Raw genomic sequence first — 26,146 nt, 5'->3', positions numbered from 1 at the left:
ACAACGCGTGAAGACCATCGACCACTGGATCAACGGCGCCGCGACCACGGCGGGCTCCACCCGCACCGCCCCGGTGTACGACCCGGCGGCTGGACGACCGCGGGCGGAGGTGCTCCTCGCCGAACCGTCCGATGTGGACATCGCGGTGACCGCCGCAGGCAAGGCTTTCGAATCGTGGGGTGACTCGTCGTTGTCGCAGCGGACGAAGGTGATGTTCGCCTTCCGCGAGCTGCTGGTGAAGCACGAGGACGAGCTCGCGCGGATCATCTCCGCCGAGCACGGCAAGGTGATCGACGACGCGCGCGGCGAGATCGTCCGCGGCCGCGAGATCGTCGAGTACGCCTGCGGGATCGCCGACGCGCTGAAGGGCGGTTTCTCCGACCAGGTCTCGCGGGACGTCGACGTGCACGACTTCCGGCAGCCGCTCGGGGTCGTCGCCGGGATCACGCCGTTCAACTTCCCGATCATGGTGCCGCTGTGGATGCACCCGATCGCCATCGCGGCGGGCAACACGTTCGTGCTCAAACCCAGCGAGCGGGTCCCGTCCGCGTCCCGGCTGGTCGCCGAACTGTACGCAGAGGCGGGACTTCCCGACGGCGTCTTCACCGTGGTCAACGGGGACAAGGTCGCGGTCGACGCCATCCTGGAGCATCCCGGCATCGCCGCCGTGTCGTTCGTCGGGTCGACCCCGATCGCCAAGTACGTCCACGAACGCGCGACGGCCACCGGCAAACGCGTGCAGGCGCTGGGCGGGGCCAAGAACCACGCCGTCGTCCTGCCCGACGCCGATCTGGAGTACGCAGCGAACCATCTGACGGCCGCCGCGTTCGGTTCCGCCGGGCAGCGCTGCATGGCGATCTCCATCGGCGTCGCCGTGGGTTCGGCCGGCGACGGGCTCGTCGAGATCCTCGAGCGCAAGGCCGCCGAGATCAAGGTCGGCCCCGGGCACGAGGCGGGCAACGACATGGGCCCGGTGGTCACGGAGGCCGCGCGGCAGCGGGTGATCGACTCCGTCGCCCTCGGCGCGGAGCAGGGCGCGACCGTGGTGGTCGACGGCCGGGATCTGCGGGTCGCCGGGCACGAAGAGGGGTTCTTCGTCGGACCGTCCCTTTTGGATCATGTGACCACCGAGATGGCCGCCTACCGCGACGAGATCTTCGGGCCGGTACTCGGGATCGTGCGGGTGTCCACTCTGGACGAAGCGATCGCGCTGATCAACGCGAACCCGTACGGCAACGGGACCGCGGTCTTCACCGGCAGCGGAGAGGCCGCGCGGCGGTTCCAGCGCGAGGTGAAGGTGGGGATGATCGGGGTGAACGTGCCCATCCCGGTGCCGATGTCGTACTACTCCTTCGGCGGCTGGAAGGACTCCCTCATCGGGGACAGCCCGATCCACGGCCCGGCGGGCGTCCGGTTCTACACGCGGGCGAAGGTCGTCACGACGCGGTGGCCGCACTCCACCGCCGGTTTCCACTTCCCGACCTCCAGCTGACGACCGCGTTTCGTCCTCTGAATGCGACAACGCATTCAGAGGACGAAACGCGAGGGTCAGCGCACCTCTTGCCGTTGCCGTTTCCCGACGATCCGCCAGCCGACCGCGAGCACCACGACCAGCACCGGGATCGAATAGAACGCGATCTTCTCGGCACCGTCGGAGAAGCCCATCAGGACGACCACCAGCGCGAGGAAGCCCAACGTCGCCCAGCCGCTGTAGGGCGCCCACGGCATCCGATAGGACGGCCGTTCCAGTTCTCCGCGCAGCGCCGCCTGACGCAGCCGCATCTGGCAGAAGATCAGCGTCGCCCAGGTGGTGATCACACCGAGCGAGGCGATCGCGATCGCGATGTCGAAAGCGTCCTTCGGCACCAGGTAGTTGAGCACCACGCCCAGCACATAGGCGCCGGAAGTGAACAGGATGCCGCCGTAGGGCACGTGACGGCCGCTCATCCGGCCGACAAACTTCGGCGCCTCGCCCTTGTCCGCGAGCGCCCGCAGGATGCGGCCGGTCGAATAGAGGCCGGAGTTGCAGCTCGACAGCGCGGCCGTGAGCACGACGGCGTTCATCACGTCGCCGATGCCCGGGATCCCGAGCCTGCTGAACACGGTGACGAAGGGGCTCTCGCCGCCGTTGTAGAACGGCCACGGCAGGAGCATCGCCAGCAGCAGCACGGATCCCACGTAGAACACGCCGATCCGCCAGACGACCCCGTTGATGGCCTTCGGCAGCACCTTGCGGGCGTCCTTGGTCTCGCCGGCGGCGATACCGACGACCTCGATCGCCGAATACGCGAAGATGACCGCCTGCAGGGTCATGAGCGCGATGCCGATCCCCGCCGGGAAGAATCCATTGTGGGCGGTCAGGTTGTGCACACCCGCCGTGGTGCCGCCGATGTCGGCGCTGGTGAGCACCAGCCCGGTCGCGGTGACCAGGAAGACCACGATGGCCAGGACCTTGACCACCGAGAACCAGAATTCCAGCTCGCCGAACAGTTTCACCGACAGCAGGTTCACCAGGATCAGCACACCGAGCGCGACCAGCGCGGTGATCCACTGCGGCACGTCGGGCAGCCACTTGTGCACGTAGATGGCGACCGCGGTGATCTCCGCGATCCCGGTCATCGCCCAGTTCACCCAGTACATCCAGCCGGAGGCGAAACCCGCCCACGGCCCGATGAACTTGCGGGCGTAGGTGACGAAACTGCCGGAAGTCGGCTCGTGCAGCACGAGCTCACCGAGAGCGCGCATCACGAAGTACGCGGCGATACCGCAGAGCGCGTACGACAGGACCAGTGACGGCCCGACCTGGTGGAGCTTGCCACCGGCACCGAGGAACAGCCCGACGCCGATCGCGCCGCCGATGGCGATCATCTGCACTTGGCGGTTGCCCAGTGCTTTTGAGTAGCTTTCACCTTTTTCGGTGAGCAGCGAGGAATCCATGGTTGCCAGACGCTAGAGCGTGTGCGGCAGGTCACCAACAGTGCTAAGGAAGACTTAAGGTGTGCGGGACGTCACTCTGGTGGTTTCACCGGAATTTCCCGTTTCGATTTGACAGGTTCACCGGCGAACCCCGATCTTCGCGCGCGAAGGAGCGCTTCTACGCTACGGCCGTGCACCTCGCAGCGTTGCTGGACCGGATCGCCGACGACGTCGCGCCGGAGATCGGCCGCGGCTCCGTCGCGGACTACATCCCCGCCCTGGCCAGGGTCGAACCCGGACGGTTCGGCATGGCGGTGGCCGAAGTGGACGGTGGGGTGCACGGCGTCGGCGACTGGGAGACGCCGTTCTCCATCCAGAGCATGTCGAAGGTCTTCACCCTGGCGCTCGCGCTCTCCCACGGCGACGGCGTGTGGGAACGGGTGGGCCGCGAGCCGTCCGGCAACCCGTTCAACTCGCTGGTCCAGCTGGAGAACGAGGACGGCATTCCCCGCAATCCCTTCATCAACGCCGGCGCGCTCGTGGTGACCGACGAATTGGCGCACCACGGCGACGCGGCGGAGACACTGCTTCGGTTCCTCCGTGAGGAAAGCGGCCGCGCGGACATCGGGATCGACGCCGAGGTCGCCGCGTCGGAGGCCGCCCACGCCGACCGCAACCGCGCGCTCGCGTATTTCATGGCGTCGTACCGGAACATGCGCCATCCGGTGCCCGCGGTCCTCGATCAGTACGTGCGCCAATGCTCGATCGCGATGAACTGCGGCGACGTCGCGCGCGCGGCGGTCTTCCTCGCCCGCCACGGCGTGCGCAACGACGGCACCCGGCTGCTCGGGCAGAGCGCGGCCAAGCGGGTCAACGCGGTGATGCTGACCTGCGGCACCTACGACGCCGCGGGCGAATTCGCCTATCGCGTCGGGCTTCCGGGCAAAAGCGGCGTCGGCGGCGGCATCGTCGCGATCGTCCCCGGCCGGTGCGCGATCTGCGTGTGGAGCCCCGGATTGGACCCACGCGGCAACTCCGTCGCGGGCGTCGCGGCGCTGGACCGGTTCACCACCCTGACCGGCTGGTCGATCTTCTGATCGGTTTTGAACCCGTGACGACGGGGAAGCCGACGGTGTGCAGACGTTTCTTCCGTGCGCCGACTTCCGGGCCTCCGCCTCCGTCCTCGACCAGCGGCGGCTCGGAAAGCAGCGGGTCGAGACGATCCAGGTACTGCGCGCGCTGACGGTTCCGGGGTACGGCTGGCGGCACCATCCGGCCGCGGCGATGTGGGCGGGTTACGAGGAAGCACTCGTCCGGTACGGCTTCGACATCTGCGAGGTCTGGTGCGAGACCGGCCGCCAGGACACCTGCCACGAAACACTGCGGGTGGACCTGCTGCGCACCACCGGGCTGGACGAGGTCCGCACGCAAGCCCGGCTCGCGGACGCGAAAGAGCTTCCACCTTGGCTCGGCGATGCCGACTTCCATCGCAGCCACCAGTCCGCGCTCGTCCGCAAACAACCCGAGCATTACCGCGCGAGGTTCCCGGACGTCCCCGACGACCTGCCCTATGTCTGGCCGGCGTCGGACCGTCCCCGACGAGAAGGAGTGCGATGACCGAGCGATTCCGCAAAGGCGACAAGGTCCGCTGGAACAGTCACGGCGGGCACGCCGAAGGTGAAGTCCTGAGGGAGATCACCTCGGACACCGAGGCGGGTGGCCGCACCGTCCGCGCGTCCAAGGAGGAGCCGCAGTACCTGGTGTGCAGTGACAAGAGCGGCGGCGAAGCGGTGCACAAGCCCGAGGCACTGGAGAAGCTGTGAGCGAAGACAAGGACGTCCGGACCGAGTTCGGCGAAGCGGTCAACATGACCGCGGGTGAGCTCGAGAAGTGGCTGAAGACCGACGAGTCCCGCCACGCGGGCCAGCACAAGAACGGCGCCGAGTCGGTCGGCCACGAGTCAGGCCGCCGGATCGTCACGATCCTGCGCACGAAGAAGGCGGATCTGTCCGAAGAGGACGAGAAGCACATGCGCAAGGTGGTCGGCTACGTTCACCGTCACCTCGCCCAGCGACCGTCCGGCGACGTCGAGAACACGACCTGGCGCCACTCGCTGATGAACTGGGGTCACGACCCCTGCAAGTAGCTCAGCCGCTCGGCCGCCCCATCTCGTGGCCCGGCCGCCCCTCGGTACGCCGTCGCCGTTTGATGCGTTCTTCGTGCAGGTGCCGTCGTCCGCCGGTCAGGTCGTCGGCGACGTCGCGCGTCATCCCCCGGAAGGCCGCGTAGTAGCCGTCGTCGTACTCCTCGATCAGCTGAAAGGTCCACCGATCCGGCAGGACGTTGAGCCCGATCAGCTCGGTCTCGATCCGCTCCGCCCACTCGGCGTGCCCGGCCTTGCGAAGGCCGTCGACGGCCTCGCCGAGCGCGAAGTCGGCTGTCCCCGTGAGGTGATGGAAGGCGTACAGGTGACCGCGCGCCTGTTCGACCGTTTCGAGGGCGAAGACCAGCTTTCCGACGGCGTCGACGGTCTCGTCGTCGGGTTCCGAGGATGAGTCCGGCATGTCCGGTGAATGCCCCGGAGCCGGTCTTTCTACACCCCGTCGGCTGCGATCCGCGCGAACGAGCGGATCAGCGGGTTCTCCCGCGCGGTCACCCAGGCGACGACCAGCGGGCTCGGTGGCATGTCGGTCAGCGGCACCCAGGTGAGCCCGTCCGGCAGTGTGTGCCCGAGCGGCGCGATCCCGGTCGAGCCGTTCCAGAGGACGGCCTGAAGGCATTCGCCGGCCGTGCGCACGACCGGCCCGGCAGGTCGCTCCCCGACGGGCGCGGCCCCGTTCCAGTACTCGCGCCACAGCGGATCCGTGCCGTCCGGCAGCTGAAACCAGGGCCGATCGGCGACGTCGGCGAGCCGCAACGACGCGCGACCGGCGAGCGGATCGCCGGTGCGCAACACCAGCCCGACCGGGTCGGACCGCAGGACGCGGACGGTGAGGCCGGTTTCGTCGAACGGCGACCGGGTCAGCGCGACGTCGGCGAGCCCGGCGCGCAGGCCGGTGGTGGGATCGGTGAAATCCGCCTCGCGGAAGCGGATCGAGACCTCGGGACGCCGTCGCCGGAACGCCGCGGCCAGCCTGGTACCCGCCTCCCCCGCTCCGTCGGCCAGGGTGCCGACGATGAGCGTCGTGGGCCCAGCGGCGTCCAGGACCCGTGCCCGAGCGCGGTCGGCCTGGTCCAGCAGGGTGCGGGCTTCGGCGTACAAGGTGGTTCCGGCGGCGGTGGGCTCGACACCGGCGGCCGAGCGGAGCAGCAGGACGACCCCCAGGTCGTTCTCCAACTGCCGGATGGCCCGGCTCAGCGGGGGCTGGGTCATGTGCAGCCGCGCGGCCGCCCGGCCGAAGTGCCGTTCCTCGGCGACGGCCACGAAGTAGCGCAGCAGACGAAGCTCCATCACCAGCGATGATACCCATCAGGTATCAGGAGGTGGAGATCGGTCTTGGACGGCGCATCGCGCCCGGCGCGAGGGTGGGTTCATGCCCTTCGAACCCCTCACCCACGAACCCGACGTCGAACCCGGCCGGGCCCAGGAGATCGCCCACGACGTCGTGGTGATCCCGAATCTCGGCATCGACCTCGTCCCCAACATCGGGATCATCGGCGGCTCGCACTCGGTGCTCGTCGTCGACACGGGGCTCGGCCCCCGCAACGCCGAGAAGGTGCTCGCCTTCGCGGCCGAGCACGCCCGCGGCCGCGGGCTGTACCTGACCACCACGCATTTCCACCCCGAGCACGCTTTCGGCGCGCAGGTCTTCGCGGACGAGGCGACCTACCTCGTCAACAGCGCGCAGGCGGCCGATCTGGTCCACAAAGGACCGGGCTATCTCGACCTGTTCCGCGGACTCGGCGCCCCGGTCGCACGGGCGCTGGACGGAGTCACCCTGGCCACCCCCGACGTGGTCTACGACGACGCGTACGAACTCGACCTCGGCGGGCGGGTGGTGCGGCTGGAGGCCACCGGACGCGCCCACAGCAAGGGCGACCAGGTGGTGACCGTGCCCGACGCGGGCGTGCTGTTCACCGGGGATCTGGTCGAGACCGGCCAGTTCTCGATCTTCCCGTGGTTCCCGCCGTACGACACCGACGTCTCGGGAGTGCGCTGGATCGAGGTACTGCGACGGCTGGCCGACGCCGGGCCGGACCTCGTCGTCCCCGGCCACGGCGAAGTCGCCGGACGCCGGATCCTCACCGACGTCCGCGAGTACCTCGAACTGCTGCGCGACGAGACCTGGACGCGGCGCGATTCGTCTCTTCCCGAGGAGACCATCGCCGCGGAGGTCGAAGCGCTGATGATCGAACGCCACCCGGAGTGGGAAGGCCGGGAATGGATCGCGAAGGGCGTCGGGTGTTTCTGCGCCGAGACCGGAGATCATTTGAAGATCGCGATGGGGTGAACGACGAGTTCACCGGTTTCGGGATCCCAGTCCTCGACCTTGCCCAGACACCGCGCCCGGAACGCACCGGCGGGCGCGGTGTCCCGCAGGTCGCTGGTGACGCAGGTGAACCGGATCCGCCTGCTGCGCTCCGGATCGTCCGGATTGCCGTACGGCGCGACGAAAACCGTCTCGGTGTCGGTCTGGGAGCGTTTACGGAACAGACCCTTCACGGAGACGAACGCCTCGACACCCCGCAGCCGGGTCTTGAGCTGCCGGGTGCTCTCGGGACCGTCGGCCCAGCCGAGTTCCTTCACCAGCGCCCGGTTGTGGACCAGTTCCTGCTTCGCCAGATCCACATAGATGATGTCGTGGTGCTTCTCCAGCACCTTCATCACGATGCCGATCACCGTGATCGGCTCGGCCTTGCGGATATAGCGCCGGAACTCCTCGTCGGTGTCAGTGCGCTCCGCTTCTCCTTGCAGCGGGCCGAATCCGCCCGAGCCCCAAAACCGCCAACCCCGGCTCTTCCGTTTCTCCACCTCCTGTTCCAGCGCCTCGTTGTAGCGATGCAACTGGTACAGGCCCATCACGGATTTCGTGTGCAAATAGAAGCCAATGCCCCGGATCATGCCCTGATCGCCGTCGGATCGCGCGCGGCGCCAGTGCCTCACGAAAACGACGACCGCGACGAGGAAGGCGACCACGGTCACCACCCAGACCGCGAGCCACAGTCCCCAGACGTCCCACCACAGATTATCGGCAGCCACGGATCTCCTTGAAGGCCTTGAGCAGGGATGTCGCGTTCGCGTCGACCATCCGGCCACCGGTGGCCACCGCCGCGCGAGCCAGTTCGGCGGGATCGGCCTCGCCGTACCGGATGGTGAACGTGTGCACGCCGGGATCCCTGGGCGTGCGCAGGAATTCTTCGATGCCCGGCCCCGTGTTGCTCTCGCCGTCGGTCATCAGCACGATCGAGACGCCCCGGCCCGGTTCGGCACGGCGATGAGCGCCGGCCTTCGTGTAAGCCTCGCCGAGCGCCGACCAGACCGCCGTGTTGCCGTCGAATTCGTCGGTGGCGATGAAGGCCCGCAGCGCGTCGAGATCCTGGGGTCCGTCGACGGTGAACTCCTTGTCCCCCAGTATCTTCCCGCCGAAACGAAGGACCGTGAGCCGCTCGCCGCGGTAGAAGCGGTCGAATCCGCCGTCCGGCCCGCCGCTCAGCCCGGCGAAGGTCGCCCGGAGCGCGGCGATCCTCGGCCCCTTCATCGAACCCGAGAAGTCCAGCACGAAGATGACACGTCCGGGAGCGCGGCCCGCGGTGGCCGCGTAATCGTCGAGGAGCTTGTCCACGACGGCCTGCTCGTCGGGGAAGTACAGCGAGTTCCCGATCGAGGCGGGCAGCCTCGGATCCAGCGCCACGTCGCCGGTGATCGGCCGCCGGAGGGTCCTTTCCATCAGTTTCTTCTGCGTCGCCGGGCTCCTGAGCCAGGAGACGACCTTGTCGTACGCCTCCCGCTTGGCCGGGTCCAGCAGCAGGACCGGATAGTCGGACTGGACGATGCCGTCGCGCGGGTACACCAGTTCCAGCGGCGTCTTGAGCCTGCCGCTCGCGTTGAGCGAGAGCAGCGTGGACTCGTACCCGATGATCGCGTCCACGTCCTGGCGCTCCGCGAACCGCTCGGCCACCGCGGCCGACGTGTCCGCCGTGAGCGTGTGCCCGGTGCGGAAGCCCTGGAGCTTGTCGCATTCGACGTCTTGGAGGCGCAACGCCGCTCCGGTGCCCGCGGCGGCCGTCGCCACCCCGACGAGCGAGGTGAGCCCGCTGGTCGACTTGGCCGGATCCGCCATCGCGAACCGGAAGCCGCCGCCCGCCGCCGCGTCCGCCAGATCCGCCCACGAGAGCTTCCCGTCCGGTTTGCCGCGGCGCAGCTCCGCCGCCTTCGCCGGGGTGATCCCGACGATCACCGGCGACACCATGGTCTTGGTCGCGAGCGGCCGTTCCCCCTTGCCGCCCGATTGCCGGTACTTGAGCTGGAAATACCGGTCGGTGGAAAGCCAGGCGAGATCGTGCGTCGCTTTCCCCGGCGTGAGGGAAGTGCTCGCGTCGACGGTTCCCCGGAAATCCATTTCCAGTTCGATTCCCGTTTCCCCGCGAAGGTCGTCGAGAATCGGGCCGAGGTCGGCCAGTTCGGCACTGGCCAGCACGCGCAGTTTCACCTTCTGTCCGCCGCTCGTACAGGCGGCGACCACCAGGAGCAGGCAGCACAGGACCGCGAGCAGCCGCTTCACGGGCAGTCCCCGACGGTCTTGATCATCTCTTCCAGCACCAGGTTGTCCGGGAGCGGCGTGGTGCTGTCGTTGTCCGCGATCTCCGGGGTCGGCAGGCCCTGACCGCGCAGGAAGTCGTACAGCCGCGCGCTCTTCGTGCTGCCCGCGGGGGTCGCGACGCCGAAGCCGAGCTCCATCGCGCGACGCTGCAGATCGGGATCGAAGGTGATCAGTTCGCCCAGCCGCTCCGCTTCCGGCTTCAGAGCGAGGAACTGCGGTTTCGTCAGGATGTTGTCCTTCGGGTACAGCAGTACCCGGTCGCGGTCCGGCTGCCCGCTCTGCTCCTTGGCCCGCAACTGCATGGCGAGGTACTGGTGCTCGTAGATGACGACGATCGGCTTGTCGCCCTCGGCGAGGTTCGCGTAGGACTCCGACAGATCGGCCGACGGGAAGCCTTGGGCCGCCACGAGGGGTTTGACCCGGTTGGCCAGCTCCTTGGCGTTCGAAAGGTTCGGCGGCCCGGCCTGCCGCGGGTCGACGACGGGGACCTGACGGCCGTTCTCCAGGAACGCCAGCAAGATCAGATACGTCGCGCCCGAATTGGCGTCACAGATGTTCGAGGTCTGCGCCAGCACCCGGTTGCCGTTCGCGGCTCCGTGGTCTCGGATGCCCAGGGAATCCCAGGTCTCCCCCCGCTTCATCACCTGCATGAACTTGTCGGTGTCCAGCGTGTAGTAGAGGTCCTGCCCTGGCGGCTTCGCCGCGATCCCCTTACCCGCCAGCGTTTCCGCGTAACGGCGGTACGTGGCGAGGACGATCGGGCTGGTGAACGGCTGCCGTGCGGTGCCCGTCCACTCGTTGGCCCGCGACCGCCGGACGAGACCCGCGGCGGGCTCGCCCGAAAGGAACACGAAGTCGTACTGGCTGAGGTCGTGCGTGGCGATGTCCCGCGATCCCGTCCTGGTCACGTGGACCCGGATATGGTGACGCATCAGGATTTCCTGGACCTTCGCGTCCTCGAAGAGATCCGATTTGGAGCCCATCTTGCCGCGCAGGACCAGCGTCTGCTGGAACGGCACCACGACGGTGCCGCTCACGAGCAGGACGATCAGACCGCTCACGGCCAGTACCAGAGCGGGCCCGAAAGTGCGGAGAAAACGACGGCGCAGAAAGAACGCCGAGGGCTTTGGTCGGATGGTGAGCTGGGGTTCTTCACGAAGCGAGCTATCGGTGGTCACCGATTTCCTCCCCGAATGTCCGGCAAGGCCTATTTTACCGGGGTGCACCGACGAAAAAGCACGTCTCGATCCGGCTTCGGGACCCACCCTCACCAGGCCGGGAGGCCGGACGGTTAGGCTCTTCGGTGGCGAAAACCGCCATGCACCACGACGCCGGGAGATCTGAACCGCCATGCTGGACCGAGCAGTCATCGACGCCCTCTTCCCCGCCGACCTGCCCGAGCCCGAGCACTGGGAACAGCGTTACCCCGCCCGCGAGCTCCCCGAGGGCGCCCTGGTCACCCGGTTCGGCCCCTCGCCGACCGGATTCGTGCACATCGGCGGCGTCTACGTCGCCACCATCGACCAGGACGTCGCCCGCCGCAGCGGCGGCCGCTACCTCGTCCGGGTCGAGGACACCGACCGGTCCCGCGAGGTCGAAGGCGCCATCGAGCAGTTCGAACGTGGCTTCGCCTACTTCGATCTCGCCGCCGACGAGGACATCCACCGCGGCGGCGACTACGGCCCGTACCAGCAGTCCGAGCGCGAGCAGATCTACCTGACCTACGTCCGTCACCTGCTCCGCAGCGGGCGCGCGTACCTCGACTTCGCCACCAAGGACGAACTGGCGGCGATCACCGCCCGGCAGCAGGCGACGAAGCTGCCGACCGGCTACTACGGCTCGTGGGCCATCTGGCGCGACGCCGACCCCGCCGACGTCCAGGCCAAGCTCGACGCCGGAGACCCGTACGTCGTGCGGTTCCGCGCGCCCGACGACACCGGCGCCCGCGCGCGGTTCACCGACGCCATCCGCGGCCCGCTGGAGGCCGAGGCGAACCGCAACGACGTCGTCATCCTCAAGAGCTCCGACCAGAGCCCCCGGCTGCCGACCTACCACTTCGCGCACGCCGTCGACGACCACCTCATGCGCGTCAACCTGGTCATCCGCGGCGACGAGTGGATCTCGTCGGTCCCGGTGCACCAGCAGCTGTTCGACGCGCTCGGCTTCGAGCCGATCACGTACGCGCACATCGCGCCGCTGATGAAGCAGGAGGGCGGCAGCAAGCGCAAGCTATCGAAGCGCAAGGACCCGGAAGCGAGCGTCGACTTCTACATCGAGTCCGGCTACCCCACCAAGGCCGTCCTCTACTACCTGCGCGGCCTCGCCAACGGCCGTCTCGCCGAGCTGCCGCTCGACCAGGCGCTGGCCGAGCCGATCAAGCTCGAGGAATGCGGTGTCGCCGGCCCGCTGGTCGACCTGGTCAAACTCGACGACATCTCGGCCGACCACATCGCCACGCTGTCCGGCGCCGAGATCCTCGAAGAGGTCCGCGGCTGGGCGGAGCGGTTCGACCCCGAGCTGAAGACCGTCCTCGACGCCGAGCCGGACCTCGCGCTCCGCGCGCTCGCCGTCGAGCGTGACGGCGCCGAGAACCCGCGCAAGGACCTGAAGAAGTGGAGCGAGTTCCGCGCCGTCTACGGCTTCTTCTTCCCGCAGCTGCACGCCGCCGTCGCGAGCGCCGGCGACGAGCGGATCGCCGCCCTCGGCGTCGACTCCGAGGTCGTCCGGGCCGTGGCGCGGGACTTCGTCGAGAACTACCAGCAGCTCGACGACGGCCAGGAGTGGTTCCAGCAGATCCGCGAGGTCGCGGCGAAGCACGGCTTCGCGAAGAACGCCAAGGAGTTCAAGAAGAACCCGGAAGGCTTCCCGGGTTCCATTCGCGAGGCTTCGCAGATCATCCGGATCGCGATCACGGGCTCGACCCGGAGCCCGGACCTGCACGCGATCACCCAGGCGCTGGGGCGCGAGGAGACGCTGGGCCGGTTCTCCGGTCTCGTCGCCGAGTGACTCGTTGCCGGGCGTGCCTTGCCCGCCTGTTAGTACATGAAGGCCCCCTTCCTTGCGCCTGGCGCAAGGAAGGGGGCCTTCATGTACTTAGGGGGCCCTGTTGGGGTGCCGGGCCTGGCCGGAGGGTTGCGAAAGTGGCTTTCGCAACCCCTCAGCCGCGGCCAAGCTCACGACCGCCCGGCGCCCCTGTCGCGAAAGCCACTTTCGCGACGTCAGATGTCCCGAAAGTGGCTTTCGCGACACCACCCGAGCGCTCCCGGGCCGGGGCCGCTCAAGAGGCGGGCAGGAACTGGTCGTAGAACGCCGTCTTGGTCGCGACGACCGCCTGCTCCGTCTCCCGGAACCGCTCCCGCGCCTCGCTCGAGTCGATCAGCTGCACGAGCCGCAGCCCGAGCTGATCGGAATGCGTGAGCGAGAGCGGGGACGCGGCGGCGAGCGGGCGGGACTTCGCGTCGTGCACATGGTGCGGGTAGTAGAAGACGGACTTGTCGCCGAGCACCGGGCCGATCCGCCGCCATAGTTCGCCGTACTCGACGGAGACCAGCACCTCGCCCCAGAAGCGCAGGATGGTCAGCAGTTCGACGTCTGCGTGCTTCGAGTCGCCCGCCGACGCGATCAGCTCCATCGTGGTGTCGATGCACGCCGTCGTGGCCAGTGACTTCCGCGACCGCACCAGCGCTTCACGCGGGACGCCCAGCGCGAGGATGTCCGCCATCATGTCCTCGCGGTGTGAAGGCGTGCTGCCGGGTGAAGCGTTGTCCGGGTACTCCTCGCGGATGATGACGCGGGCGATCCGCTTGGACTGCTCGTCGGTGAGCAGGTCGATCGCCAGGTCGTAGGCCATGGTGAAGGCCAGCGACAGGAAACGCCGCTGCAGCAGGATGGTCTGCAGTTCCTCCTGCGAGAGCTCGGTGGCGCCACGCAGCGCCGGGTGATTCCGGAACCGCTCGATCAAACCGTCCTCGAACTCGTCAAGTTCGCGCATCACTACACCTCATGCTCAGAAACGGATCATGTCGATGCTTCGGTTCCAGTCGCCGAGGTCCACGTCGCGGCCGATGTCCCACAACGTGTCGAGCTCGCGCTGGATCTGTTCGCCGAGCACGGTGTCGTGCGTGCCCTCGATCTCGAACTGCGGTGAATCGATCGCCAGCTGGCCGTGCAGGAACATGCTGACCAGGTAGCGCCCGTCGGCCCGGTACACCGAAACCGAGGCCTGCGAGTTGAACACTCGCACCTTCAGGTTGGCCTGACGCTTCGCCAACCGCCGATGCAGGCGGGCGAGGGTCTCCAGGCATTCCACGATCCCTGTGCTCACGAAGGTCTTGCCCGCGCCGTCGCTCCGGTCCAGTGCCGCTTCGCGCAGCCCCACCAGCATCGAGTTCGGGTGCAGCAGCATGATGCGCACCTGGGCGCGCCGGTCGACGATCGCGGCTTCCAGTTCCTTTTCCAGGCGTTGCAGGTTGGGGATCCAGGTGTTCAGGATCGTCACCTGCTTGGCCTTGGCGATATGCGCCACGAACTTCCAGCGCGCGCAACGGGGTCAGCTCGATGAGCAGCACCACGACCACGCCGCTGACCATGATCAGCGTCAGGGTGGAGATTCCTTTCGGCGCCACTTTGTCCAGCAGGCCGAGCTGTTCCGCGATCCCGACCGCGAAACCGACCACCGCCAACCCGCCGAGACTGAGCAATTCGAGCCAGCGACGCATTCTGCGGAGCATTCACCCTCCGGGATCCGGCAGCCTTGGCCCTCATGTTCCCACGATGAGAGAGATACTTGTGATCGGGGCCACCGCCTTTCGTATGGCATCACATCTCCCGCGGAATTCACGAAAAGAATCGAATCCGGCGCGGGAATCCGCAGCGCGGACGGCGCACGTCACAAGGCGGGGGTGAAACGCAGGACCATCGAGAGACGACTTACCCGATACGCAAGTACGGAAAGTTGTGGTCCATGAGCGCTGATCGCGTTGTCCAGCTGCGCTGGGAGTCCCGCCACGTGGCCGACGACGGCGGCGCGGCGTTGTCCTACCCCGGAATCTCCGTCGTCCGGACCAGGCACGGCGAAATCGTCGACCGGGCTTGGATACCGGTCGGGGAAGAACCCACCTTCGCCGACGACGAAGCGTTGATCGCCGTTTTGCGCGACGCCTGGCGCTGGACCAGGCCCGCCGCGTGACTCCCTATTCTTCGCCGGCCCGGTATTTGCGCCGAAGCTCCTCATCCTGCTCACGCGGCGGCTTTTCCGTCCAGCGCCCGTGGACGAGGTCGTTCTCCGTGTAGTCGGCCCGCCGTGAAGCCCAGCCCGGCAACATGAACTTGCGTGTCCCGCCCCGCCCTCGATCGCGCAGGTCGGTGACGACGGCGATGCCGATCACCAGCAGGAGTATTCCGAGGGCTATCCAGATTCCGACCATGGTCCGCTCCCCCGCAGATCAGTCAGTTTCGACCAGACTAGCGGCGAACGACGGTCGGGCGGGCCGCATTTTTCCCGGCGGCCGAACGCCGGAACGGAGGGGCGGACATGACGATCTCCCCGGCATCCACGGGATACCGGGGAGACCGGGGGCGGTTCAGCCCCGGGCGTTCGGGTCGATCACGTCGCCTGCCAGCCCGGTGGCGGCGTCGCCGAGGGTGCCGGTGGAGTCGACGACGCCCTGACCGGCCGCGGTGGCCGAGTCGACGGCGTCCTGGCCCGCGGCGGTGGCGTTCTCGGCGAGACCCTGGCCGGTCTCGGCCAGTCCGCCGGCGGACTGGGTGACCTGGTCGGCGGCGCCGGAAAGGTCGACGCCGGTCAGTTCGCTGACCTTGTCGCCCGCGCCGCCCAGCAACTCGGCGGCCTTTTCCTTCAGCGAGTCGAACAGGCTCATCAGGGGTACTCCTCGGATCGGTCGTGCGCAGGCGGCTGAAGGTTCACCGTACAGGACAAAACGGGCACGGCGCGCGACATCGACGGTCCGGACAGGTGAATACCGAGGCGTGTTCAGAGACAGGGCGGCCGGTAGCGGTCGATCGAGAGGCCGCGGAAGTCGAGCCGGTTCGGGGTTTTGCCGACGAAGACCAGGCCCCGCGCCTCGGTCAGCGCCGAGGCGAAGGAGTAGCCGGGCGTCCCCAGTTCGGGCAGGGTCGTCCAGGCGTCCGGCTTGAAACTGAAGAACCTCTTCACGATCTTCCCGCCGGTCGACGGCACCTTCGTGAGCCACTTGTCGCCGCCGCTCCACTTCGAAGCAGGACGCAACTGGACGTAGAGGTCGTCCGTCGCGCTGTAGGTCATCCAGAAACCGGCGGATTTCGAGAGATCGGCCTGCGCTTCGAACCTATTCCCCAGCCAGACGACGACCACGTGCCATTCGGCGTTGAGGAAGGTCACCTTGGCCGCGTAGCCGCCGCGCTCGCGGACGAGCAGGCTGCCGGTCGGCGGCACGGTGGTGCCCTCACCGGAGGCGAGCCATTGCTGCAACCGGTCGATCGACGGGGTGGCGCATTCGCAGCCGTGCCCGCCGGACGCGTTCGCGACGGCACCGGGGCCGATCAGCGAAGCCAGAAGCACCGACGCGATCACCGCGAGCGTACGACCGAAAGGAACCCTGGATCCTTTGCGCATCCCCGGAAGTTAGCACAGCGGGCGGCGATGCCCCGCTCAGCGGGAACCGTCCTCTGTGGACAGATCGTCGAGCTCGGCGGCGAACAGCACGGCGGGGTCGAACCCCATACCGGCGAAGTGCCCGGCCAGTTCCAGGGACAGGACGCCGTGGACCCGGGTCCAGAACGTCACGGCACGACGGAGGACCGCGGAGGACGCCGGCACTCCGCCCGCCCATTCGCGATGGCCCTCGACATGGCCGTCCAACGCGGTCACCCGCCCGTCGCCGGGAGCCGCCGCGTGCACCCTGAGCAGGTCGGCCATGATCTCGTTCGAGATCTCCGTGGTGTCACCGGGCGCGCGATAACCGGGGATCGGCGTTCCGTAGACGAACAGGTATCGCTGCGGATCCGCCAGCGCCCATTCCCTGATCGCGTAGGCGACTTCGGCCACGCCGCCGGACCCGGCCGCCGCCCGGACGACGTCGGCGAGGCTTCGGTAGGCGTCGCGGACGAGCTCCGTGATCAGGTCGTCGCGACTGGGGAAGTACCGGTACAGCGCGGGGCCGCTCATGCCCACGTGTTTGGCGATCGCGTTGAGGGACAGCGCGGAGACGCCCGTCGTGCCCAGTTGCTCCCACGCGTACCGCTTGATCTCGGCGCGCACCTGGGCCCGATAGCGCTCACGCGAGGTCTTCACGTCCATCGACGGCTCCTTCCGGGTCGTGCGGTTAGAGGCTATCACTTTCCCTATTGACACTCACGAGAGTGAAGTTACACCTTCTAACTATCGCAATCGCCGCTAACAAGCCCGGAGGAACCGATGTCCGCCCAGACGCTCGACCGCGAAACCACCGTCCGCCGCTTCCCGCGTTCCGTCCTCGTCTCGGCCTGGGCCGCACCACTGGCCCTCTGGGCGATCGGCCCCGAACGCGCACAGAGCCTGTCCAAGGACATGCATCCCGCCTTCGCCGCGATCATCGTGGTCATCGGGGTGGCGTTCGCCCTGGCCTGCCACGTCCTGCCCCGGAAGGGGGCTCGGTGAAGGACGGGATCACGCCGAAGGAAGCCTTCCGCGAAGCCCGGCGCAACGTCGCGAGCACGGCGGGCCCCAGCACCAGGATCGCCACCGCGTTCGTGATCGCGCGGCCCGTGTCCCAGCCCGCCGTCGAGGTCAGCACGGTGAACACGGCGAACCGGTGCAGGTTCTCCAGCAGCGGGGCGCCGGGCACGTAGGAGATGTGCCCGTCGTGGTACGGCACTTCGGCGTCGGTGATGAACGGCCAGAACCACAGGTTCATCAGGAGTCCGAAGACGTACGCGACGAGGATCCCGTATCCCACCAGCATCGCGATCTCGGCTTTGCCGGTGATCCGGCGCGGCAGCAGTCCCGCGCCCATCCCGATCCACGCCGAGCACATCATCTGGAACGGCAGCCACGGCCCCACCCCGGCGGTCAGCAACGCCGAAGCGAACATCGACGTGCAGCCCAGCACGAACCCGAAGCCGGGACCGAACACCCGTCCGGCCAGCACCAGCAGGAAGAACACGGTCTCGATCCCCGCGGTCCCCGCGCCGAGGGGCCGCAGGGCGGCGTTCACCGCGGAAAGCACGCCGAGCATCGCGAGGGCCTTGGAATCCATGCCCCCTTCGGACATCTCGGCCAGCACGATGACGATCAGGATCGGCAGGATCCCGATGAACACGAACGGCGCGTCCGGGCCGTGCTGCATCGACTGCGGCTCGACGCGGACCAGCAGCGGCCAGACGAACATCATCAGCCCCGCAAGCGACGCGAGGCCGAGCACCGTCGCCGAGCGCGGGCCGAGCCGGACCGCCGGCGCCGTCGTGGTCACGGGACCTCCTGCGGAAGCGCCGCCCGGACCTCGTCGACGGTGAGCCAAGGCTCGCCGAGGATCTTCGCGATCTGCGTGGCGAACGCCGGGGAACCGCCGAGCACCTCGCCGGTCGGGCCGTCCGAGACGACCTCCCCCTCCGCCATCACGATCACCCGGTGCGCGATCGTCGCGACGAATTCGACGTCGTGGGTGGCCACGACGATCGCCTTGCCCTCGGCCGTCAGCGCGGCGATCATCTGCGCCAGCGCCGCTTTCGCGGTGTAGTCGAGGCCGCGCGTCGGTTCGTCCAGCAGCATGATCCGCGGGGCGGCCGACAGCTGCACGGCGAGCACCAGCGCGAGACGCTGACCCTCCGACAGGTCACGTGGATGCGACTCGGGGTCGATGCCCGGAGCGAGCCTGTCGAGCAGGCTCCGGCAATGTCCCGGCTCCGCACCGGATTCCGCGTCGGCGGCTTCGCATTCGGCGGCGACCGTCTGCAGGTACAGCAGGTCGCTCGCCGTCTGCGGCACCATGCCGACGAGCGCGCGGGCCTCGGCACTGCTCAGCGTCTTCGGGTCCTTGCCTTCGACGGTGACCTTGCCGCCCTGGCGGGGCCCGGAACCCTGCACCGCCCACAGCAGCGACGACTTGCCGGAACCGTTGCGCCCCATCATCGCCAGCACCTCGCCGGCGCACAGCGACAGGCCGACCTCCCGCACCGCGACCTTCGGCCCATACCGCACGACCACACCGGACGCGGTCAGCAACTCCTCGCCGACCGTGGCGATCCGCGCGGTGGGAGCCCCGAGCGTCAGCGACGCAGCACGCCGCCGGGCGTCACGCACCGACATCGGCAGCGGATCCCAGCCGGCCAACCGTCCCAAGTGGACGATCGGCGGCGCGATGGGCATGTCCTTCAGCACTTCCGGCGGTGTCCCGTCGACCACTCCCCCGGTGCCCGGGACGTGGATCATCCGGTCCGCGAACGGGATCACGCGTTCCATCCGGTGCTCGGCCATCAGCACCGTCGTGCCGAGGTCCTCCACCAGCCTGGCCAGGGTCGCGAGCACCTCCTCGGCCGCGGTCGGGTCGAGCGCCGACGTCGGTTCGTCCAGCACCAGCACCTTGGGGTGCGTCGTCAGCACCGAGCCGATGGCCACCCGCTGCTGCTGCCCGCCGGACAGCGTCCGCAGCGCGCGCCTGCGCAGTTCCGCGATGCCGAGGAGGTCGAGCGTCTCTTCCACGCGGCGTCGCATCACCTGCGGGCTCAGGCCGAGCTGCTCCATGCCGTACGCGAGCTCGTCCTCGACCGTGTCGGTGACGAAGCCCGCGAGCGGGTCCTGCCCGACGACGCCGACCAGATGCGCGAACTCGCGCGGCGGCCGGGACCGCGTCGTCACGCCGTAGACGGACACCGTGCCCTCGAGGTGGCCGCCGGTGAAATGCGGGACGAGACCGTTGATCGTGCCGAGCAGTGTCGACTTTCCCGCCCCCGTCTGGCCCGCGAACAGCACGAGTTCGCCTTCACCGATGGACAGCGTCACGTCGGACAGCACCGGTTCGGCGCGGCCGTGGTAGGTGAAGGAAACGTGGTCGAGTTCGATCATGTGTGCGCTTCTTCTGGTGCGGCGTAAGCAGGTTCGGGGGCCGGGGTCAGGAACGCGGGGACCACGCCGAGCAGCACGCCGAGCAACGGCCCCCAGGACAGCGCCGGCCAGGACAGGTCGAGCAGGGACGGGTTCATGTTCATCGGGTTCACGCTGGAGGTCACGAACAACGTCACCGCCACCCCGATCCCGCTGACGGCGACGACGATTTCCGGCAGGTGCCAGCGATCGGGCCGGTACCGCGTGCGCCGGACCCGTTTGCCCGCCGACCAGAAGCCGATCAGCCCGATCACGACTCCCACGGAAAGCACCGGCGCGGCCAGGTATCGGGGCGTCGAACCGTCCAAAGTGGCGTAAACGCCGACGCAGACACCGAGCAGGCCGACGATCATCATCGTTCCCGTGATCAGCCTGGTCCGCGCCTCGACCAGGCCCGCACGACCGTAACCGCGCGAGTCCATCGACGCGGCCAGCTGCAGTGAGCGTGAAAGCGCGTCCTCCAGCACGGGGATGAGGACGGTGTGGAGGGCCTTCATCTTCTTCTTGCCCGAACCGCCCCGCAGTTTGCGGGCCCGGCGGACCCGCAGCACGCTCTCGGCCAGTTGCGGGAACACCGACAGCGCGACGATCACCGCCGTGCCCACCTCGTACAACGCCGGCGGCATCGCCTTGAGCAGCCGTTTCGGGTTCGCGAGCGCGTTGGCCGCGCCGAGGCAGATCACCATCGCCGCCAGCCGCATCCCGTCGTAGAGCCCGCCCAGCAACGATTCCGCGGACACGTCACCGAAGAGGCGGATACCCGCCGCCCATTCCGGGAGCGGGATTTCGGGCAGCCGCAGGATGATCGTGGATCCCTCGGCGCCGCCGAACACGACGCGGAAGAACACGCGGATCGCGACGATGAACGCGCCGAGGTACAGGTAGAGCCGGAACGCCAGCGCCCACGGTGCCTCACCACGACGGGCCACGACGACGTACCCCGCGACCGCCACGATGGTCAGCAGCAGCCACGGGTTCGTCGTGCGGGTCGCGGCGACGGCGAGCCCCAGCGCCCACACCCACCACGCGGCCGGATGCAGGTCGCGCGGCAGGAAGTAGGACGTCACCGGACTCCTTGTGCGCGTTTGCGTCTGCGGGCCACCAGGAATCCCGCCACGCACAGCGCCAGTATCGCGGCGCCCGCCGCCCAGGGCGCCCAATCGCTGGCCCCGGACTCGCGTTCGATCACCGCGTTGACGTCCTCGGCGTTCTCCCCGCCGGTGAACGCGACGTTCGACGACGGGTCCTGCGCCTTCGGCCGCGCCGAAGCACTCGGACGCGGTTTGGGCGGCGGCAACGCGCCGGAACCCGGCCCCGTGGCGGGGGCTTCCCCCGCACCGGCCGTCGGCCGCGGACCGTCGGCCTGCCCGTTCCCTGGCTGCGGCCGCTGTTGCTGCTCGCCGGGATCGCCGGAGACCGGCTTGGCCTCTTCGCGCGGCACGCACGGCTGCCCCTCGGTCCCCGGCCGCACGGCGGACACCCGCGGGACCGGGTTGCTCTGAGCGTTGGCGTTCAAGGAGAACGACCAGCCCTCGAACCCGCCGGGGGTGAAGTCCCGGTTCTTGAGCCCCCACTGGCTGTAGTCCCACGCGCAGTTGTTCGAGGCGTGCCAGTAGGACCAGTAGGCCTGCGCGGGAGGCGTGTCGACACACGACTCCCGATACGTCTCGCGGCCGCTGACCGGGATGTCCTCGGCCGCGGAAGGACGATTCTCGACCCGGCAGACGAACGACTCGCCCCAGCGCTGCACCCCGGCGATCTGGAAACCGGCGCCCTTGAGCGCGTCCAGGCCGGTGCCGCGCGTGGTCTGGGGATTGCAGCGGACGATGGCCGTGCCGCCGAGTTGCTGGAAGTCCACCACCACGGTGACCCCGGTGGCGTCCTTGCAGAACCCGGGATATCCCTTGCTCTGGTCGACGGCGTGCGCGGAGGGTGCCGTGGCGGCGATCAGGAGGACCGCCGCCACCGCGGGAAGAACCCTCCTCACGGGATGGCCGGGTTCCTCGGCGTGACCCCGGGCGGCGGGTTGGTCGACGCCGACTTGTTCAGCGAGAACGACCAGCCCTCGAAGCCGCCGGGGGTCACGTTCCGGTTGACGGCGCCGGAGGTGCTGTAGGTCCAGGTCGAGCCGGAACCGTCCGCGTGCCAGTAACCCCAGTACGCGCCGGTGGGCGGAGTGGTGACGCATGCTTCCTTGTAGTTCGGGTTGGTCGACAGCGGGAGGGTCTCCGTCGCGGACGGGCGGCCTTCCACGCGGCAGACGAAGGCGAGCCCCCAGCGTGCGGTGCCGGCGACCGCGATCCCCGCGTCCTGCAAGGCCTTGATACCCGTGCGGGCGGTGCCCGGCGCGGCGTTGGGCGAACAGCGGGTGATCGTCGGGGCGGCGGTCCCGCCGTTGCCGTCCAGTTCCTGGAAGTCGACCACGACGGTGACGCCGGTGAGCGCGTCGGCGCCGGTGCAGATCCCGGCGTAGCCCTTGGTGGTGTCGACCGCGTTCGCGGGTGCGGCGGAAAGCCCGATCAGTCCGATGAGGACGGATGTCACGGCCAGTGTTCTCTTCATGGTGTTGCCCCCTTTTTCTTGGTGAAACGGCGAAGGACGAAAACCAGTGCGATCACGGTGAGCAGCAGCAGGACAGCCAGCCCGGCGAGCCCCCAGATCAGCCATGGCGGCAGGGAGTCGGACTGCTCCGCGGCCAGCACCGGTGCGGCGGACGGATTCGCTTCGGTCAGCGGCAGCCGGATCGCGGGCGAGAGCGGTGAATCCGCCGCGGTGAGCCAAGATCGGCCCGCGACTCCTTGCGCGGCGGCCAGACTGGTCGGGAAATCGGTCTCCCCGGCGGATCCCTTGGCCAAACCGCCATCGGCTCGGACCAGTTCGCCCAGTGACCGCGCGGTTCCGCTCGCGTCGAGGCCGGCGGTCTGCCGCGCGGCGGCGACGGCGGCGCTCAGCGCGACGTCCGGCTCGCCGCCCTCACCGGTGACCACGCCCTCACCGGTCGGCCGGACGCCGAGCGCGCCCACCGCGGAGACGAACGCCGACACGCGCCGCTCGCTCCAGCCGTCCGGGCGCCTGGACGGCGGGGCGGCGTCGGTGTGCGGACGGGCGGCCAGCGCGGTGACCGCGGCGGCCGTCGCGGCGAGGTCGCCTGAACCGCATTCCACGGTGTCGAGGTGCTTCGGGAAGGTTCCGTCGGCGCACTGGCGCGAAAGGAGCAGTTCGACCGCCGGACCGGGGTCGGCGGCGGTGGCGAGCACCGCCCATGCGTGCCGCTCCACGGTCTCGTCTGCGTCGGCGAACGATCCGGTGTCGGTGAACTCGCCGTCGGTGCCGCGCAGTTTCACGAGATCGGCGCGCAACTGCCCAGTGACATCCGACTTCGCGAATTCGGCGACGAGCACGAGTTTCGCGAGCGGTCCGGCATACGACGCTTCGCCCTGCTCGTACGGCGCGCCGTGGGCATAGGCCTGTACGGCCTCCGGCTTCAGCAGGAACTGCGACGCGCGGGCGACCGAGTCCGGCTGCTGGTCCAGGGCTCGCAGTGCCAGCACCACGTCGGCGGTGGCGTCGTAGTCGACGTAGGTCTTGCCGTCCTCGGTCACCTCGACGTGGTCACCGCCCACGAGCCGGTTCGCCAGGTAGGCGCCGAGACGGACGGCCGGTGTCGCCGTGTCCGGGGTGGCGATCGTGGCCGGTGGCTGGACGACGGTGGACGCCCTGGGCGTACCTGCCTTCCTGGGTCTGGGCAGCGGCGTCACGGATGTCGTGATGGTGGTCGTCGTGGGAGCCGGGACGCTGCTGGTCGGCGGCAGAGTTTTGCCCTTCGCGAGCGCGTAGAAGCCGACCTGCGCCAACCCGAGCGAGGCCTGGGCGCCCGCTCGGATCCAGGTGTCGACCCCGCTGATGCCGGCCGCGCGCGCGGCCTCGTAGGAAGCAGGGTTGTAGGCGATCGCGCCGAGTTCGCCCGCGAGTTTGGTACCGGAGTCGGCGGCGGTCACCTGCGCGGATTTGAGGTACCGCACGCCCTTGTCCACCGCCGCCTCCGCGCCGCCCGCGTCGGCGAGCGCCTGGACGATCATGCCGGTGCTGTTGGTGTTCGGTGCCTCGGTGCTGACGCCGCCGCCCCAGCCGCCACCGGGTGGCTGGTTCGCCTTGAGCCAGGAGACGGTCTTGGCGATCGGGGCGTCGAGTCCGGTCGCGCCCGCCTTCCGTGCGGCCAGCAGCGCCGAGAGCGCGAGACCGGTGGCGTCGCCGTCCTTCGGGGAACGGCCGAGCGGCTTGCCTTCGTCGCAGGTCGAAAGCTTGTGGCCGCTCGAGGTGACATGGTCGCCAGTCTCGTTCGTCGGGATGTATTCGAACACGAGGCGGAAGTAGCCCTCGGAACATTGCTGGGTCAGCAACCTGTCGATGGCGACCCGCTCATTCTCGCCAGCCGCGGCGAGGCCGATGACGCCGAGCGCCTGGCCGAACGAGTTCGCGTCGTTGTTCACCGAGCCGGTGCGCTCCGGATCTTTGGAGTAGTCGCTGATCCGGCCCTTGTCGGGGCCGTCGCGCATGATCGCGGCATGGGTCTCGGCGACGAGGTCGTAGCCGTCGACGTTTCGCGGGTCGCGGCCGGAAACCTGGGCGGCGACCAGCGTCTTGGCGAGCGAGCCCCCGACGATGACCTTGTCGTATCCGGCACCGGGAACCAGTCCGTCCCAGGTGAAGTAGTCGCTCGCGTGGCCTTGGTCGTCCAGGAACTTCATGATCGGCTCGGCCTTGGCGCCGTCGCCCGACGCGTACAGCGCGAAAAGCACGTCGACCATCAGGCCGTGGTCGGGCAGTGCGCCCCCGTTGGGGTTCTCGAGCGTGCCGTCCGGCTTCAGCTTCGTCGCGAGCCAGCGGGAATTCGCCTTCGCGGCGCCAGGATCGTTCGCGGCGGCGGCCGTCCCGGTGAGCAGTGCGGCGACCACGCCGACACTTACGGCGAACGCCACTACGGCGAGGGACCGGCGGCGCATGACTCCTCCTAGCGGAATGACGGAGGACAGGCGCGGACGCCGCGGTCACCCCTGTTTATCGCGACAGTGGTTCGTTCGTCCGCCCGTTCGGTATCCCGGCTCGCCCTGGTGAAGGGCCCACGGTTGCGCGACAGCGCCGGATTTCGACCGGCTTCCCCGTCACGGGCGGCGGTGTTCGGTTGTCGAGCCAGCCGAGGTTAACACCCGATCACTTCCGGCAGGCACCGCTGACCAGGTCGGTTGCCAGGATCACATCGGCTCTTCGCGCCCGGCGGTATCCCGGCGCTCGGCCGAGGTGAGACTCTTCGGTTCGTTCATCGCGGTCATTGGGGGAAGGATTCTCATGAGACGTTGGGTTTTCGCTGTCGCCATGGTGTGCGGCATCGCGTTGGTCGCCGCACCGGCGGCGGCCGCAGGCACCCACAACAAGGCGGACGCCGCCGCGGGCTGGCTCGCGAGGCAGATGGCCGACGGGGAAAGGTTCGAGGCCGACTTCGGCGGCCAGAAGTTCCCCGACCAGGGTTTGACGATCGACGCGATCTTCGCGTTCGCCGCGGCCGGGGTGTCGGACACGAACGCGGGCAAGGCGATCGCCTGGCTGGCGAAACCGGAGATCACCACGGGCTACGTCGGCAGCGGCACCGAGGCGTACGCGGGCGCGCACGCGAAACTGCTGCTCGCCGCGCAGGTTCGCGGCAAGGACACGGCGTCGTTCGGCGGCGTCGACCTGAAGGCGGGCCTGCTCTCGTTGCTGACGCCGTCCGGCCGGTTCTCCGACCGCTCCGAATACGGCGATTACTCCAACGCTCTTTCGCAGTCGCTCGCCCTGCTGGCGCTGGACCGCACCGGCGACGTCCCGGCGCAGGCCGTGACGTTCCTCGCGGGCACCCAGTGCCCGGACGGCGGTTTCCCACTGAACTTCGGCGAAGCGACGTGCACGAGCGACGTCGACGCGACCGCGACGGTCGTGCAGGCCTTGCGTGCCACCGGTGACCCGGTGAACGCCGGCGAGGGCACCTCGTGGCTGGTCACCAAGCAGCACCCGAACGGCGGCTTCGGTTTCGGCACCAACGCACCGAACGCGAACAGCACCGGACTCGCCGCGCAGGCGCTGGCCGGACACCGTCCCGCCGCCGCCGTCAAGGCGCGGGAATTCCTGCGGTCACTGCAGACCGGCTGCGCCGGCGCCGAGGCGGACCGCGGCGCGATCGCCTACGACGCCACGGGCCTGAACCCGTCGACCACCCCTCGCGCGACCGCGCAGGCGATCCTCGGCCTGGCCAGGGTTCCGCTGAGCGACCTGCACGGCGGTGGCCGTCCGCAGGCCCCGGTCCTCGCCTGCCCGTAACTCACGTGATCAGAGGCGTAACTCGAGTGTTCTGCCTCTG

Annotated in this window: 28 protein-coding genes and 1 riboswitch; of the genes, 10 read left to right on the top strand and 18 right to left on the bottom strand. The window is 68.9% G+C overall.

Translation table 11 applies throughout. The features are described 5' to 3' along the window. The first annotated feature begins 7 nt into the window (after positions 1-7). Positions 8-1,492, top strand: a complete 1,485-nt coding sequence (locus tag DMH01_RS34230) for a CoA-acylating methylmalonate-semialdehyde dehydrogenase (RefSeq protein WP_125682184.1) — start codon at positions 8-10, stop codon at positions 1,490-1,492. A gap of 56 nt (positions 1,493-1,548) precedes the next feature. On the opposite strand, the gene DMH01_RS34225 is transcribed toward DMH01_RS34230, so the two are convergent. Beyond that, positions 1,549-2,937 (bottom strand): amino acid permease, encoded by a 1,389-nt coding sequence (locus tag DMH01_RS34225; protein ID WP_125682181.1) that lies wholly within the window; start codon positions 2,935-2,937, stop codon positions 1,549-1,551. Positions 2,938-3,107: 170 nt separating this feature from the next. Here DMH01_RS34225 and DMH01_RS34220 point away from each other — a divergent pair, with 170 nt between their 5' ends. The 4 genes from DMH01_RS34220 to DMH01_RS34205 are packed head-to-tail and all read left to right on the top strand — an operon-like array spanning position 3,108 to position 5,062. Further along, positions 3,108-4,013, top strand: a complete 906-nt coding sequence (locus DMH01_RS34220) for a glutaminase (RefSeq protein WP_125682179.1) — start codon at positions 3,108-3,110, stop codon at positions 4,011-4,013. 37 nt (positions 4,014-4,050) lie between these two features. Further along, a complete protein-coding gene (locus DMH01_RS34215; RefSeq protein WP_125682177.1) occupies positions 4,051-4,533 on the top strand; it encodes an MSMEG_6728 family protein in 483 nt (160 codons plus the stop codon). After that, positions 4,530-4,739 (top strand): DUF2945 domain-containing protein, encoded by a 210-nt coding sequence (locus DMH01_RS34210; protein ID WP_125682175.1) that lies wholly within the window; start codon positions 4,530-4,532, stop codon positions 4,737-4,739. The genes DMH01_RS34215 and DMH01_RS34210 overlap by 4 nt, the downstream gene beginning before the upstream one ends. Next, positions 4,736-5,062 (top strand): DUF3140 domain-containing protein, encoded by a 327-nt coding sequence (locus tag DMH01_RS34205; RefSeq protein ID WP_125682173.1) that lies wholly within the window; start codon positions 4,736-4,738, stop codon positions 5,060-5,062. The genes DMH01_RS34210 and DMH01_RS34205 overlap by 4 nt, the downstream gene beginning before the upstream one ends. A gap of 1 nt (position 5,063) precedes the next feature. Here the strand turns inward: DMH01_RS34205 and DMH01_RS34200 are convergent, their stop codons facing one another. Continuing rightward, complete coding sequence (locus DMH01_RS34200; RefSeq protein WP_125682171.1) at positions 5,064-5,480, bottom strand: hypothetical protein; 417 nt, start codon at positions 5,478-5,480, stop codon at positions 5,064-5,066. A gap of 29 nt (positions 5,481-5,509) precedes the next feature. Continuing rightward, the gene (locus DMH01_RS34195; protein WP_125682169.1) at positions 5,510-6,367 is read right to left on the bottom strand and encodes a LysR substrate-binding domain-containing protein; all 858 of its coding nucleotides are present in this window, start codon (positions 6,365-6,367) and stop codon (positions 5,510-5,512) included. 82 nt (positions 6,368-6,449) lie between these two features. Between DMH01_RS34195 and DMH01_RS34190 the strand changes: the two genes are divergently transcribed. Continuing rightward, a complete protein-coding gene (locus DMH01_RS34190) occupies positions 6,450-7,367 on the top strand; it encodes an MBL fold metallo-hydrolase (RefSeq protein WP_125682167.1) in 918 nt (305 codons plus the stop codon). Here DMH01_RS34190 and DMH01_RS34185 read toward each other — a convergent pair. Genes DMH01_RS34185 through DMH01_RS34175 form a run of 3 tightly spaced genes read right to left on the bottom strand, consistent with a single transcriptional unit; the run spans position 7,343 to position 10,738 of the window. Continuing rightward, positions 7,343-8,116 carry a hypothetical protein gene (locus tag DMH01_RS34185; RefSeq protein ID WP_125682165.1) on the bottom strand — a complete coding sequence of 258 codons (774 nt, stop codon included), beginning with the start codon at positions 8,114-8,116 and terminating at the stop codon, positions 7,343-7,345. The genes DMH01_RS34190 and DMH01_RS34185 overlap by 25 nt on opposite strands. Next, entirely contained in the window at positions 8,103-9,638 is a 1,536-nt protein-coding gene (locus DMH01_RS34180) for a substrate-binding domain-containing protein (RefSeq protein ID WP_125682163.1), read from the bottom strand. Before DMH01_RS34180 ends, DMH01_RS34185 begins: the two co-directional genes overlap by 14 nt. Continuing rightward, positions 9,635-10,738, bottom strand: coding sequence for a hypothetical protein (locus DMH01_RS34175; RefSeq protein WP_233621765.1), 1,104 nt, complete (start codon positions 10,736-10,738; stop codon positions 9,635-9,637). Before DMH01_RS34175 ends, DMH01_RS34180 begins: the two co-directional genes overlap by 4 nt. 289 nt (positions 10,739-11,027) lie before the next feature. Between DMH01_RS34175 and DMH01_RS34170 the strand changes: the two genes are divergently transcribed. Then, positions 11,028-12,683, top strand: a complete 1,656-nt coding sequence (locus DMH01_RS34170) for a glutamate--tRNA ligase (protein WP_125682159.1) — start codon at positions 11,028-11,030, stop codon at positions 12,681-12,683. Between the two features lie 271 nt (positions 12,684-12,954). Here the strand turns inward: DMH01_RS34170 and DMH01_RS34165 are convergent, their stop codons facing one another. Continuing rightward, positions 12,955-13,668 (bottom strand): hypothetical protein, encoded by a 714-nt coding sequence (locus DMH01_RS34165; RefSeq protein WP_125682157.1) that lies wholly within the window; start codon positions 13,666-13,668, stop codon positions 12,955-12,957. 15 nt (positions 13,669-13,683) lie between these two features. Continuing rightward, on the bottom strand, positions 13,684-14,202 hold the full coding sequence (locus DMH01_RS34160) for a hypothetical protein (protein WP_233621764.1): 519 nt from the start codon (positions 14,200-14,202) through the stop codon (positions 13,684-13,686). A gap of 438 nt (positions 14,203-14,640) precedes the next feature. Between DMH01_RS34160 and DMH01_RS34155 the strand changes: the two genes are divergently transcribed. Then, positions 14,641-14,865 carry a hypothetical protein gene (locus tag DMH01_RS34155; protein ID WP_125682155.1) on the top strand — a complete coding sequence of 75 codons (225 nt, stop codon included), beginning with the start codon at positions 14,641-14,643 and terminating at the stop codon, positions 14,863-14,865. A 4-nt stretch (positions 14,866-14,869) separates the two neighbouring features. Here the strand turns inward: DMH01_RS34155 and DMH01_RS34150 are convergent, their stop codons facing one another. From DMH01_RS34150 to DMH01_RS34135, 4 genes are all read right to left on the bottom strand, one after another. Beyond that, positions 14,870-15,103, bottom strand: coding sequence for a hypothetical protein (locus DMH01_RS34150; protein WP_125682153.1), 234 nt, complete (start codon positions 15,101-15,103; stop codon positions 14,870-14,872). Positions 15,104-15,259: 156 nt separating this feature from the next. Then, positions 15,260-15,556, bottom strand: coding sequence for a hypothetical protein (locus DMH01_RS34145; RefSeq protein WP_125682151.1), 297 nt, complete (start codon positions 15,554-15,556; stop codon positions 15,260-15,262). A 113-nt stretch (positions 15,557-15,669) separates the two neighbouring features. After that, on the bottom strand, positions 15,670-16,248 hold the full coding sequence (locus DMH01_RS34140) for a hypothetical protein (RefSeq protein ID WP_125682491.1): 579 nt from the start codon (positions 16,246-16,248) through the stop codon (positions 15,670-15,672). 78 nt (positions 16,249-16,326) lie between these two features. Beyond that, positions 16,327-16,974: a TetR/AcrR family transcriptional regulator gene (locus tag DMH01_RS34135; protein ID WP_125682149.1), complete on the bottom strand. Its 648-nt coding sequence runs from the start codon at positions 16,972-16,974 to the stop codon at positions 16,327-16,329. 117 nt (positions 16,975-17,091) lie between these two features. Between DMH01_RS34135 and DMH01_RS34130 the strand changes: the two genes are divergently transcribed. Then, complete coding sequence (locus DMH01_RS34130) at positions 17,092-17,313, top strand: hypothetical protein (RefSeq protein WP_125682148.1); 222 nt, start codon at positions 17,092-17,094, stop codon at positions 17,311-17,313. Here DMH01_RS34130 and DMH01_RS34125 read toward each other — a convergent pair. Genes DMH01_RS34125 through DMH01_RS34100 form a run of 6 tightly spaced genes read right to left on the bottom strand, consistent with a single transcriptional unit; the run spans position 17,255 to position 24,758 of the window. Then, a complete protein-coding gene (locus DMH01_RS34125; RefSeq protein ID WP_125682146.1) occupies positions 17,255-18,124 on the bottom strand; it encodes an ECF transporter S component in 870 nt (289 codons plus the stop codon). The genes DMH01_RS34130 and DMH01_RS34125 overlap by 59 nt on opposite strands. Further along, on the bottom strand, positions 18,121-19,716 hold the full coding sequence (locus DMH01_RS34120) for an ABC transporter ATP-binding protein (protein WP_125682144.1): 1,596 nt from the start codon (positions 19,714-19,716) through the stop codon (positions 18,121-18,123). Before DMH01_RS34120 ends, DMH01_RS34125 begins: the two co-directional genes overlap by 4 nt. After that, positions 19,713-20,822 carry an energy-coupling factor transporter transmembrane component T gene (locus DMH01_RS34115; protein WP_125682142.1) on the bottom strand — a complete coding sequence of 370 codons (1,110 nt, stop codon included), beginning with the start codon at positions 20,820-20,822 and terminating at the stop codon, positions 19,713-19,715. Before DMH01_RS34115 ends, DMH01_RS34120 begins: the two co-directional genes overlap by 4 nt. After that, on the bottom strand, positions 20,819-21,721 hold the full coding sequence (locus DMH01_RS34110; protein ID WP_233621762.1) for an ABC transporter substrate-binding protein: 903 nt from the start codon (positions 21,719-21,721) through the stop codon (positions 20,819-20,821). Before DMH01_RS34110 ends, DMH01_RS34115 begins: the two co-directional genes overlap by 4 nt. A 17-nt stretch (positions 21,722-21,738) precedes the next feature. Continuing rightward, complete coding sequence (locus DMH01_RS34105; protein ID WP_125682138.1) at positions 21,739-22,317, bottom strand: flagellar hook-length control protein FliK; 579 nt, start codon at positions 22,315-22,317, stop codon at positions 21,739-21,741. Next, positions 22,314-24,758, bottom strand: a complete 2,445-nt coding sequence (locus tag DMH01_RS34100) for a hypothetical protein (protein ID WP_125682136.1) — start codon at positions 24,756-24,758, stop codon at positions 22,314-22,316. Before DMH01_RS34100 ends, DMH01_RS34105 begins: the two co-directional genes overlap by 4 nt. 89 nt (positions 24,759-24,847) lie before the next feature. Next, positions 24,848-24,915: riboswitch (cobalamin riboswitch) on the bottom strand. 186 nt (positions 24,916-25,101) lie between these two features. Between DMH01_RS34100 and DMH01_RS34095 the strand changes: the two genes are divergently transcribed. Next, on the top strand, positions 25,102-26,106 hold the full coding sequence (locus tag DMH01_RS34095) for a prenyltransferase/squalene oxidase repeat-containing protein (RefSeq protein ID WP_125682134.1): 1,005 nt from the start codon (positions 25,102-25,104) through the stop codon (positions 26,104-26,106). Positions 26,107-26,146 lie beyond the last annotated feature (40 nt).

This window comes from Amycolatopsis sp. WAC 04182 (assembly GCF_003947465.1).
In the GTDB taxonomy this organism is placed as follows: Bacteria; Actinomycetota; Actinomycetes; order Mycobacteriales; family Pseudonocardiaceae; genus Amycolatopsis.
This window is presented reverse-complemented; position numbering and strand designations above follow the sequence as displayed.